This is a genomic window from Pseudomonas sp. ADPe (genome assembly GCF_014843515.1).
Lineage (GTDB): Bacteria > Pseudomonadota > Gammaproteobacteria > Pseudomonadales > Pseudomonadaceae > Pseudomonas > Pseudomonas citronellolis.
This window is the reverse complement of record NZ_CP062122.1, coordinates 1,114,346-1,126,680: the sequence shown is the minus strand read 5'-3', so window position 1 is coordinate 1,126,680 and position 12,335 is coordinate 1,114,346. Positions and strand designations below refer to the sequence as shown.

Here is a 12,335-nt window from a genome sequence, read left to right as displayed (position 1 = left end):
CGAACATGTACAAGGACTATCCCGCCGCCTACCAGGCCAACAAGGGTTCCGCCCTGCAGGTGGACAAGGCGTTCTACGACCGCCTGCGCGAGGACAAGGGCGCGCGCACCCTGATCGAGCAGTTCGAGGTGCCGATCCGCACCGGCCGCGCCTGGAAGGTGCCGGCCGGGCACCTGTTCCGCGTCACCACCCCGGTCGGCCCACAGGTCGGCGACTTCAACGTGTGGAACGCCAACGACCCGCGCGAGCGCATGTGGGCCGCGCGCACCCGCCAGCTGCAGGGCGCCCACGTCAGCACCTACGACCGCCTGTGGTCGAACCTGCCGTTCCTCCGCCCGCTGCTGACCATCACCGACGATAGCCTGGCCGCCTACGGCATCGACGAGCACGGCGGGCGGGTGCACGACCTGCTGGGCACGCGCTGCGACCCCTACGTCAACAAGATGCTCACCGGCGAGGACTTCCACCACCACTGCCACTCGAACCTGACCCGCGCGGTGCTGCCTCACGGCCTCACCGAGTTCGACGTGCACGACGTGCTGAACATCTTCCAGTGCACCGGCCTGAACCACGACGACATGTACTTCATGAAGGCCTGCCCGGCGAAGCAGGGCGACTACCTGGAGTTCTTCGCCGAGATCGACGTGCTCTGCGCGCTGTCCACCTGCCCGGGCGGCGACCTGTCGCTGCCCATGTGGGGCCCCGAGGCGCAGGACCCGTTGAGCGTCTGCCGCCCGCTGGGCGTGGAGATCTACCGCGTCGAGCCGGCCCTGCTCGAAGGCTGGCAGCCGCCGCAGCGCGCGGCCTACGACGGCCTCCACGGCCTGCGCCTGCAGAAGCCCGACTGGGAGCGCTGAGCCCGCCGCGACGGGCGTGCCGGCCGGCGGCCGGCACACCCCGTTACCCCTGCATGAACGAATATGTCGCGGCTTGGTAATCCCATTGCCGCGCCGTCTCGTTAAGCTCCGCAAGTGAATCGTGACCGGGCGGTCCGGCCGCCATCCTGGATGCCTCCCCTGCCTGGATTAATGCCCAGCATCTGCTGAACTTCATCGGAAGACAGTGGCCCGGCGCCACTCCCGGAGCGATTCGCAGCTCGAGAAAGCCCTTGCTTCACCCAATGACAAGCCAAGCGGAGCATTGACCATGGCGTTCTTCACCGCGGCCAGCAAAGCCGATTTCCAGCAGCAACTGCAATCGGCCCTGGCGCAGCACGTCGGCGAAAAGGTGCTGCCACAAGTAGCCCTGTTCGCCGAACAGTTCTTCAGCCTCATCTCCCTCGACGAATTGACCCAGCGCCGCCTGTCCGACCTGGTCGGCTGCACCCTGTCCTCCTGGCGCCTGCTGGAGCGCTTCGACCCGGCCGAGCCGGAAGTGCGCGTGTACAACCCCGACTACGAGAAGCACGGCTGGCAGTCCACGCACACCGCCGTGCAGGTGCTGCACCCGGACCAGCCGTTCCTGGTCGACTCGGTGCGCATGGAGCTGAACCGCCGCGGCTACAGCATCCACACCCTGCAGACCACCGTGGTCAGCGTGCGCCGCAACGCCAAGGGCGAGCTGCTGGAAGTGCTGCCGAAGAACAGCCAGGGCAAGGACGTGCGCCATGAGTCGCTGATGTACCTGGAGATCGACCGCGCCTCCCACGTCGGCGAGCTGCGCACCCTGGAGAAGACCCTGCTGGAAGTGCTGGGCGAGGTGCGCCTGGCGGTGGCCGACTTCCCGGCCATGCGCGCCAAGGCCGAGGAACTGCTGGCCTGGCTCGGCAAGTCCAAGGCCAAGGCCCGCGCCGAGGAGACCGCCGAGGTGCGCGCCTTCCTCGAATGGCTGCTGGACAACCACTTCACCTTCCTCGGCTACGAAGAGTTCACCGTGGTCGACGAGGCCGACGGCGGCCGGGTGAACTACGACGAGAAATCCTTCCTCGGCGTGACCAAGCTGCTGCGCACCGGCCTGAGCAAGGAAGAGCTGCACATCGAGGACTACGCGGTGGCCTACCTGCGCGAGCCGCTGCTGCTGTCCTTCGCCAAGGCCTCGCACCCCAGCCGCGTGCACCGCCCGGCCTACCCGGACTACGTGTCCATCCGCGAGATCGACGCCAAGGGCAAGGTGCTGCGCGAATTCCGCTTCATGGGCCTGTTCACCTCCTCGGTATACAACGAGAGCGTCAGCCAGATCCCGTCGATCCGCGGCAAGGTCGCCGAGGTCGAGCGCCGCTCCGGCTTCGACGCCAACGGCCACCTGGGCAAGGAACTGGCCCAGGTGCTGGAAGTGCTGCCGCGCGACGACCTGTTCCAGACTCCGGTGGACGAGCTGTTCGCCACCGCCATGGCCATCGTGCAGATCCAGGAGCGCAACAAGATCCGCCTGTTCCTGCGCAAGGACCCATACGGCCGCTTCGCCTACTGCCTGGCCTACGTGCCGCGCGACATCTATTCCACCGAGACGCGGATCAAGATCGAGCAGGTCCTGCGCGAGCGCCTGAAGGCCAGCGACTGCGAGTTCTGGACCTTCTTCTCCGAATCGACCCTGGCCCGCGTGCAGTTCATCCTGCGGGTGGACCCGAAGACGCGCATCGACATCGACACCAAGCTGCTCGAGGAAGAGGCCATCCAGGCCTGCCGTTCCTGGCAGGACGACTACGCCGCGCTGGTGGTGGAGAACTTTGGCGAAGGGCAGGGCACCAACATCCTCGAGGACTTCCCCAAGGGCTTCCCGGCCGGCTACCGCGAGCGCTTCGCCCCGCACTTCGCGGTGGTCGACCTGCAGCACCTGCTCAGCCTGTCCGACGCCCGCCCGCTGGTGATGAGCTTCTACCAGCCGCTGGCGCAGAGCGAACAGCAGCTGCACTGCAAGCTGTACCACGCCGACGCGCCGCTGGCGCTGTCCGACGTGCTGCCGATCCTGGAGAACCTCGGCCTGCGCGTGCTCGGCGAGTTCCCCTACCGCCTGCGCCACGCCAACGGCCGCGAGTACTGGATCCACGACTTCGCCTTCACCTACGCCGAAGGCCTGGACGTGGACATCCAGCAGCTCAACGAGACCCTCCAGGACGCCTTCGTCCACATCGTCAACGGCGACGCCGAGAACGACGCCTTCAACCGCCTGGTGCTGACCGCCGGCCTGCCGTGGCGCGACGTCGCCCTGCTGCGCGCCTACGCCCGCTACCTCAAGCAGATCCGCCTGGGCTTCGACCTGGGCTACATCGCCAGCGCGCTGAACGCCCACGTGGACATCGCCCGCGAACTGGTGCGGCTGTTCAAGACGCGCTTCTACCTGGCCCGCAAGCTCACCGCCGAGGACCTGGAAGACAAGCAGCAGAAGCTCGAACAGGCGATCCTCAGTGCCCTGGACGACGTCCAGGTGCTCAACGAGGACCGCATCCTGCGGCGCTACCTGGACCTGATCAAGGCCACCCTGCGCACCAACTTCTACCAGCCCGACGCCGCCGGCCAGAACAAGAGCTACTTCAGCTTCAAGTTCAACCCCAGGGCGATCCCCGAGCTGCCCAAGCCGGTGCCCAAGTACGAAATCTTCGTCTACTGCCCGCGGGTGGAAGGCGTGCACCTGCGCGGCGGCAAGGTCGCCCGCGGCGGCCTGCGCTGGTCCGACCGCGAGGAGGACTACCGCACCGAAGTGCTCGGCCTGGTCAAGGCCCAGCAGGTGAAGAACGCGGTGATCGTCCCGGTGGGCGCCAAGGGCGGCTTCATCCCGCGGCGCCTGCCGGTGGGCGGCAGCCGTGACGAAATCCAGGCCGAGGCCATCGCCTGCTACCGCATCTTCATCTCCGGCCTGCTGGACATCACCGACAACCTCAAGGAAGGCGAGGTGGTGCCGCCGGCCAACGTGGTCCGCCACGACGAGGACGACCCCTACCTGGTGGTGGCCGCCGACAAGGGCACCGCGACCTTCTCCGACATCGCCAACGGCATTGCCGCCGAGTACGGCTTCTGGCTGGGCGACGCCTTCGCCTCCGGCGGCTCGGCCGGCTACGACCACAAGGGCATGGGCATCACCGCCCGCGGCGCCTGGGTCTCGGTGCAGCGGCACTTCCGCGAGCGCGGCATCGACGTGCAGAAGGACAGCGTCACCGTCATCGGCATCGGCGACATGGCCGGCGACGTGTTCGGCAACGGCCTGCTGATGTCCGACAAGCTGCAGCTGGTGGCCGCCTTCAACCACCTGCACATCTTCCTCGACCCCAACCCGGACCCGGCGGTGAGCTTCGCCGAGCGCCAGCGCCTGTTCAACCTGCCGCGCTCGGCCTGGTCGGACTACGACGCCTCGCTGATCTCCGCCGGCGGCGGCGTGTTCCCGCGCAGCGCCAAGAGCATCACCCTGAGCCCCGAGGTGCGCGCGCGCTTCGACATCCAGGCCGAGCGCCTGACCCCCACCGAGCTGATCAATGCGCTGCTCAAGGCGCCGGTGGACCTGCTGTGGAACGGCGGCATCGGCACCTACGTCAAGTCCAGCAAGGAAAGCCACGCCGACGTCGGCGACAAGGCCAACGACGCCCTGCGCGTGGACGGCCGCGAGCTGCGCGTGAAGGTGGTGGGCGAGGGCGGCAACCTGGGCGTGACCCAGCTGGGCCGCGTCGAGTTCGGCCTCAATGGCGGCGCCTGCAACACCGACTTCATCGACAACGCCGGTGGCGTGGACTGCTCCGACCACGAGGTCAACATCAAGATCCTGCTCAACGAGGTGGTGGCCGCCGGCGATATGACCGGCAAGCAGCGCAACGCCCTGCTCGCCGAGATGACCGAGCAGGTCGGCGACCTGGTGCTGGGCAACAACTACAAGCAGACCCAGGCGCTGAGCCTGGCCGAACGCCGCGCCCGCGAGCGCATCGCCGAGTACAAGCGGCTGATGAACGACCTGGAGGCGCGCGGCAAGCTCGACCGCGCCCTGGAGTTCCTGCCCACCGACGAGGCCCTGGCCGAACGCATCGCCGCCGGCCAGGGGCTGACCCGCGCCGAGCTGTCGGTGCTGATCTCCTACAGCAAGATCGACCTCAAGGAATCGCTGCTCAAGTCGCTGGTGCCGGACGACGACTACCTCACCCGCGACATGGAAACGGCCTTCCCGCAGACCCTGGTGGCCAAGTTCGGCACGGCCATGCGCCGGCACCGGCTGAAGCGCGAGATCGTCAGCACGCAGATCGCCAACGACCTGGTCAACCACATGGGCATCACCTTCGTGCAGCGCCTGAAGGAGTCCACCGGCATGACCCCGGCCAACGTCGCCGGCGCCTACGTGATCGTCCGCGACGTGTTCCACCTGCCGCACTGGTTCCGCCAGATCGAGCAGCTCGACTACCAGGTTCCGGCGGAAGTCCAGCTGACCCTGATGGACGAACTGATGCGCCTGGGCCGCCGCGCCACCCGCTGGTTCCTGCGCAGCCGCCGCAACGAGCAGGACGCCGCCCGCGACGTGGCCCACTTCGGCCCGCGCATCGCGGCGCTGGGCCTGAAGCTCAACGAACTGCTCGAAGGCCCGACCCGCGAGCTGTGGCAGGCGCGCTACCAGGCCTACGTCGACGCCGGCGTGCCGGAACTGCTGGCGCGCATGGTCGCTGGCACCAGCCACCTCTACACCCTGTTGCCGATCATCGAGGCGGCGGACGTCACCGGCCGCGACCCGGCCGAAGTGGCGCGCGCCTACTTCGCCATCGGCAGCGAGCTGGAGCTGACCTGGTACCTGCAGCAGATCAGCAACCTGCCGGTGGAGAACAACTGGCAGGCGCTGGCCCGCGAAGCCTTCCGCGACGACCTCGACTGGCAGCAACGGGCGATCACCGTCTCGGTGCTGCAGATGCAGGACGGCCCGCAGGACATGGGCGAGCGTGTGGCGCTGTGGATCGACCAGCACCGCGAAATGGCCGAGCGCTGGCGCGCCATGCTGGTGGAACTGCGTGCCTCCACCAGCACCGACTACGCCATGTACGCGGTGGCCAACCGCGAACTGCTGGACCTGGCGCAGAGCAGCCAGCACGGCGCGAGCGTCGCTGCCTGACGCCCGCCGGCTGAGCCGGTCGTTGTTCCCGAGCCCCGCCTTGTGCGGGGCTTTTTTTGCCCGGACGTCAGGCGTGGAGCTGCCTTGCCGCTTTTCGTAGCATGGGTTGAGCCTTGGCGAAACCCATGCGGCCATGGCGATGGGTATCGCTTCGCTCAACGCCATCCTACGACGGCCCCATCCACGCCATTTCCATGTAGGAGCGCGCCCTGCGCGCGAATCGCGGGCAGAGCCCCGCGGCGCGGCCTATGGAACAGGAGAAGCACCGTCGTAGGAGCGGACCTTGTCCGCGATAGCCGGGTATATCGGCGCGGTTCGCGGACACGCCACGCCCACCTCCGAACCCTCCTGTAGGAGCGCCCCCTGGGCGCGAAATCGCGGGCAGGGCCCGCTCCTACGGGGCGGGTGGGGTCTATTGGCCGGTTCCGCCGAAGATTTCCCTTGGCTCGGTTTCGCCATCGCCGCCCAGGCTCATGAGCCTGGCCAGCTCCTTGGGCCGAAAAGGCGCCTGGAGCACGCCCAGCAACGGGATGCGTTGCGCTCTCGCCCAGCGGAACAGCGCCTGGCGCTCCTGCGAGTTGGCGTCTGCCACCGCGATGATCGAGCCTATGGCCTCATACCAGGCCAGTAGCTCCAGCGAGCGGGTATGGAGGCTCTTGCCGAGGTCGTCGACGAGCAGCAGTTCGAATCGTTCGCCTCGCTCCAGAAGCTCCACCAGCTCTTCCACCGAGCCACTGAGGACGACGCTGTAATGCCCCAGTTCGTTGAGGGCGCTCCAGTAGTTCAGCAGCGAGCCGGGGTGTATTCCGAGCACCGCGATTTTTCCTTTCTCGTGCACCCCTGGGCTCCCGGTAAATGGGAAGTACCGTAGTGCGGGAAGGCGTGGGGCAACACGGGAGGCTTCCCGATTTCCTCCGGGGATCGTCTGGAATGGGGCTCGGCGGGGGAGGGCGAGGTACGACCAAGAAAAGTCTCCTACCATAGTGAGAAAAATCAGGAAAATTCCTGGCAAGCGGCTTGATGTCTTCGTGATGCCTTGCCTGCAAACTTTCTTGCGAAATAGCAGGAAATGCGCTGCGGAAAACGAGAAATTTCGGTCGTGCCCAGGCTGGCTCATACGACGTCACATGGCGTCGCAGGCCGCATGGCTCGCGCTTCTTGCATTCCTCCCACCCAGGTTGCCCGAGACTCATGAGCAAGACTGTACTGATCGTCGATGACCATCCCCTGATCTGCCAGGCCATACGCCAGGCGCTGGCCTCCGTCGGTTTCGAGACGCTGGGCGAGACGGCCGACGGCGTGGACGCGCTGCGGATGATCGAAACCCTGAAGCCGGACATCGTGATCCTCGACATCGGCCTGGAGAAGCTGGATGGGCTGACGGTGCTCAAGCGCATCACCCGGGAGCGCCTCGACACCCGCGTGCTGGTGTACAGCTCGCAGACGAAGGAGACCTACGCCACGCGCTGCCTGCAGGCGGGCGCCAGCGGGTTCGTCAGCAAGAGCGAGCCGATCGGTAAGCTGATGAAGGCGATCGAGACCATCGCCGAAGGCTACGTATTCTTCCCCAGGGACGCGATGCCGCTGCCCGGCGGCGGCGACGGCGCGGTGGGCGACCTGGAGGACCTGACCGACCGCGAGTTGCAGGTATTCAAGCTGCTGGCGGAGGGATTCTCCAACCGGGAGATCGCCGACAAGCTCAGCCTGAGCAACAAGACCGTCAGCGGCCACAAGGTCAACATCCTGACCAAGCTCAGCGTCACCTCGATCGTGGAGCTGGCCGATATCGCCCGCCAGCACAACCTCATCTGACCGGCCGTCGGTGAAGCCGTTGCCGATCCTTCTGCGCTGCCTCGTGTGGCTATCGCTCGTGCTCTGCGGCGTCACGGGCGGGGCCTGGGCGCAGGACCTCACGCCCATTGCGCGGCAGTCGCTGGATGAGCTGAAGGTGCGGCTCACCGAGCAGGAGCGCGGCTGGCTCGTGCAGAGGAAGACGCTGGTGGTCGGCGTGCTCCACGACCCCTTGCCGCCGCTGCGCATCTTCGTCGAGCGGCAGGGACTGGAAGGGATCATGGCCGACTACCTGGTGGCCCTGCAGCGCGAGCTGGGCGTGCCGATCCGGGTGCGCCCGTTTCACAGCCGCGACGCGATGTACGACGCGCTGCAGGCCGGAAGCATCGACCTGGTCAGCAACGTCACCCCGCTGATGGCGCAGCACCGTGGGCTGGTGCTGACGCCGCCCTACGCGCTGACCGAACTGGCGCTGTTCGCCGAGGGCGGCGACCTGCGCGAATACAGCACCACCGATGGCAAGACGCGCATCGCCGTGGCCAACGACGTCATGCTGGACATGTACCGCGCCGCCGGCGGGCGCGGCATCATCCAGCGCTATCCCTCGGCGCTGGTGGCCATGGCCGCGGTGCTCACCGGCGATGCCGACGTCTTCCTGGGCGACACGCTGTCCACCCACTACCTGTCCAGCCAGCTGTTCAGCAACCAGTTGACGATCAACCAGAGCGCGCAGCTGCCCGAGCTGGCGGTGGGCTTTGCCCTGGAGCCGGGGAATACGCTGCTGCAGGGGATCTTCCAGCGCGCCCTCGGCGGCCTCACGCGCTGCCAGACCGTCAACGCGCAGTACCTCTGGGGCGACCTCGAGGGTTGCGAACTCAACGATTTCCGCAGCCGCCTGAGCGAGTCGGAGCGGGCCTGGCTGGAGCGCGCCGACACCGTGCAACTGGCCGTCAGCGAGGACCTGGCGCCCTACGCCTTCTTCAACAGCCGCGGGCGTTTCAACGGCATCGCCTCGGATGTGCTGGACATCATCCGGCGCAAGACCGGCATGCGCTTCAAGATCGTCCGCGTCAGCTCGCTGAGCGAGGCCGACGCCTTGCTGGACCGTGGCGAAGCGAGCCTGAGCATCCTGCCGGAAATCACCCCGCGCCAGCCGCCGTACCTGCATACCCAGCCCGTCGCCACCGCGCCTACCTGTTCGTGATGCGCCAGGATGCCGGCCAGGGCGCGCTGGATGCCGGCAGCCGGGCGACGGTGGCCATCGCCAGGGGCTACCTGCTGCCGGAAATGCTTGCCAGCCACTATCCGCACCTGGCGTTCAAGCAGACCGAGACCATGGGCGAGGCCTTCAAGCTGGTGCGCGACGGCAGCGCCGACATCGTGCTGGCGCCGGCCAACGTGGCGCGCTACTACCTGTCCTACAAATACGAGACCAGCCTGAAGATCGGCGGCATCTTCGACGGCCCCGGGGCGCAGATCGTGTTCGCCGCGCCCAATGGGCAGCCACAGCTGATCTCGATCCTCGACAAGGCGATGCTGGAAATCACGCCCCGCCAGTACCTGCAGATCGTCGGCCGCTGGCGCGCCAACTCGGCCACCGACGACAAGTACTGGGAAGGCGTGGCCTCGTACATCCAGCGCTCCTTCGAGGTGCTCGGCGTGCTGCTGCTGGTGGCGGCTCTGCTGATCCTCGTCCAGCGCGGGCGCATCCGCCGCAAGCGCCGTGACCTGGAGCAACGCCAGTTGCTGCTGGACGAACTGCGGCGGGCCAAGGAGTCGGCGGAAAAGGCCAGCCGCGCCAAGTCAGTGTTCCTCGCCACCATGAGCCATGAAATCCGCACACCGCTCAACGCCATCATCGGCATGCTGGAGCTGGTGCTGACGCGCAGGGACGACGCCGAACTGAATGCGCAGTCGGTGCACATCGCCTACGAGTCGGCCATCGGTCTGCTGGCGTTGATCGGCGACATCCTGGACATCTCGCGCATCGAGTCGGGCAAGCTGGCGCTGGTGCCGGAGCCTGCGCGGATGAAGGACCTGCTGGAGTCGGTGGGCAACGTGTTCTCGGCCCTGGCGCGGCAGAAACAGCTGCGCCTGAGCCTGGACATCGACCCGCTGGCCGCCGAACTGGTGTGGGTCGACGGGCTGAAGGTCAAGCAGATCCTTTCCAACCTGGTGAGCAACGCCATCAAGTTCACCGAACGAGGCGGCGTCGACGTCCGTTGCGCGGTGGCCCCGGCAGGGGCGGCGCTGCGCTTCGTGATCGAGGTCGTCGATAGCGGTGCGGGAATTCCGGCGGCTCAGCTGGACCAGGTGTTCAGGCCGTTCTTCGTGGCCGATGGCGCGGTGAACGACCCCAACGCCGGCGCCGGCCTCGGCCTGGCGATCAGCCAGTCGCTGAGCCTGCTGATGGGCGGCACCCTGGACGTGCGCAGCGAAGTGGGCGTCGGCACGCGGATGACCTTCAGCGTCAGCCTGGACCGGGTGATCGCCGAGCCTGCCCAGCCCAGGGCCGCCGCGGGCGAAGAGGAGGGGCAGGGCGCCGCCGAGGGGCCGTTGACGGTGCTGATCGTCGAGGACCACCTGCCCAGCCAGTACCTGCTGTACCAGCAGGTCAGCTACCTCGGCCACCGGGCGCTGACCGCCAGCAACGGCCTGGAAGGGCTGGCCGCGTGGCGCGAGCATGAGGTCGACATCGTCATCACCGACTGCAACATGCCGGAGATGGACGGCCACGAGATGACCCGCGCCATCCGCCGCCTGGAAGAGGGGCAGGGGATTCGTCCCTGCCTGATCATCGGCCTCACCGCCGACGCCCAGCGCGAGGAACTGGAGCGTTGCCGCGCCTCGGGCATGGACCATGCGCTGGCCAAGCCGATCAACCTGGCCGGGCTCAACCGCCTGATTCCCAAGTTCGGCGCAGGCCAGCCGCAACCCGCGGGCATGCCGTCGCGCATGGACGGCATCCGTGCGGCCATGGCCGAACAGGTGGTGCGCAGCAACGAAAGCGAGCGCGCGGCCATGGGCCACGCGCTGGATGGCGGCGACCTGCCGGCCATCAGGCGCATCGCCCACAAGCTCAAGGGCACTGCCTACCTGCTGAACCATCAGAAGCTGCTGGAACAGTGCGTGGAGGTCGAGGACCTGTGCGCCGCCAACGTGCTGTCCGACGACCTGCGCGAGGCGATAACCGCGCTGCTGGAAACCCTGGGCGAGATCGATCGCGCGTTGCGCACGAGCTGAATCCCGCGGGCGGGAAAAGTCTCGTTCCGACTCGGGAAGAGCCCCGGTCGAACCCCCGATGCGTCTGTGAGGGTGCGGAAGACCGCTCGCATAAGCTTTCCGGGTGATTCGAAGCGAGGTTCCAGCCGTCATGCCCCAGCATTCACTGAGCGCCCTGCTGCTGAGCAGCGAAACCAGCCGCCGCGCCTACGCCTCGCAATTGCGCCGGGAATGCCCCAACGCGCTCATCCTCAGCGCCAGGGACTGCCAGCACGCCCGGGCATTGCTGCAGCAGTTCGGCCCGGTCGACGTCGCCCTGTGCGAGGCGCAGCCGAATCCGGAGCGACTGGCCTTCCTCCAGCAGGCGCGGCGCGGGCGCAAGTTCCGCTTGCTGCTGCTGCTGCTCGCCGGCAACCCGGCCATCGAGCGTGGCATGCGCCACTGGGCGCAACTGCGGGGGATTCCGCTGATCGATCGGCTGGCCGACTATTCGCCGGCGCTGGGCATGCTGGATGCCGATGTCGTTGCCGAACCGCCCAGCGCCGAGGACCTGCGCCTGGGGCTCTGGCATCGGGAGTTCCAGGCCTACGTGCAGCCGAAGTTCGACCTGCGCAGCGGCGCGGTGCGGGCGGTGGAAGTCCTGGCGCGCTGGCAGCATCCTTTCCGTGGCCTGCTCGCGCCGGCCAGCTTCATCCCCCTGATGAGCCGCGAGGGGTTGCTCGACGATCTGCTGTTCGACCTGCTGGAACAGGGCCTGGCCTGCCAGCTCGAGCTGCATCGCCAGGGCCACGACCTGGCGTTCGCCTTCAACCTCAGCCTGGGCCAGGCGAGCGATACCGCCCTGATCGAGCGCCTGGTCGAGCGCCTGCGGCAGCATCCCCTGCCGTTGTCGCAATTGACCTTAGAGATCACCGAAGACGGCCTGGCCAGCGCTGGTGCGACCTGCGTGGAAAACCTCATCCAGCTCAGCCTGCTGGGCGTGCGGCTGTCCATCGACGACTTCGGCACCCAGCATTCCTCGCTGCTGCGCCTGTGCCAGTTGCCCTTCGACGAGATCAAGCTGGCCGCCGAGTTCACCCGGCAGATCGCCGACAGCGAACGCTACCGCAGCGTGGCCCGTCACGTGCTGGCGCTGGCCGGCGAGCTGGGCATGCAACTGGTGGTGGAGGGCATCGAGACCGAGTCGCAGCGTCATTGCCTGGTGGAAATGGGCGTGCGCACCGGCCAGGGCTACCTGCGTGCCAAACCCTTGAGGGCGGATCTTCTGGAAAGCTGGCTGAAGTTGCAGGGCTCGGGCTTCGCCGCCTGAG

7 protein-coding genes are annotated in these 12,335 nt (G+C 67.4%); 6 read left to right on the top strand and 1 reads right to left on the bottom strand.

The genetic code is table 11. The features are described from left to right. Nucleotides 1-5 precede the first annotated feature (5 nt). Both IG194_RS05090 and IG194_RS05085 read left to right on the top strand, forming a co-directional pair. A complete protein-coding gene (locus tag IG194_RS05090) occupies nt 6-857 on the top strand; it encodes an urea carboxylase-associated family protein (protein WP_058490726.1) in 852 nt (283 codons plus the stop codon). 289 nt (nt 858-1,146) lie between these two features. After that, nucleotides 1,147-6,012, top strand: a complete 4,866-nt coding sequence (locus IG194_RS05085) for an NAD-glutamate dehydrogenase (RefSeq protein WP_058490724.1) — start codon at nt 1,147-1,149, stop codon at nt 6,010-6,012. 412 nt (nt 6,013-6,424) lie between these two features. On the opposite strand, the gene IG194_RS05080 is transcribed toward IG194_RS05085, so the two are convergent. Beyond that, nucleotides 6,425-6,826: a hypothetical protein gene (locus IG194_RS05080; protein ID WP_058490723.1), complete on the bottom strand. Its 402-nt coding sequence runs from the start codon at nt 6,824-6,826 to the stop codon at nt 6,425-6,427. 377 nt (nt 6,827-7,203) lie between these two features. Here IG194_RS05080 and IG194_RS05075 point away from each other — a divergent pair, with 377 nt between their 5' ends. From IG194_RS05075 to IG194_RS05065, 4 genes are all read left to right on the top strand, one after another. Continuing rightward, nucleotides 7,204-7,824, top strand: coding sequence for a response regulator transcription factor (locus IG194_RS05075; RefSeq protein WP_009621263.1), 621 nt, complete (start codon nt 7,204-7,206; stop codon nt 7,822-7,824). A gap of 43 nt (nt 7,825-7,867) precedes the next feature. Beyond that, nucleotides 7,868-9,007, top strand: a complete 1,140-nt coding sequence (locus IG194_RS32690) for a transporter substrate-binding domain-containing protein (protein ID WP_225617178.1) — start codon at nt 7,868-7,870, stop codon at nt 9,005-9,007. Further along, nucleotides 9,007-11,046: an ATP-binding protein gene (locus IG194_RS32685; RefSeq protein WP_225617177.1), complete on the top strand. Its 2,040-nt coding sequence runs from the start codon at nt 9,007-9,009 to the stop codon at nt 11,044-11,046. The genes IG194_RS32690 and IG194_RS32685 overlap by 1 nt, the downstream gene beginning before the upstream one ends. Before the next feature lie 130 nt (nt 11,047-11,176). After that, nucleotides 11,177-12,334, top strand: a complete 1,158-nt coding sequence (locus IG194_RS05065) for an EAL domain-containing protein (protein WP_058490721.1) — start codon at nt 11,177-11,179, stop codon at nt 12,332-12,334. Nucleotide 12,335 lies beyond the last annotated feature (1 nt).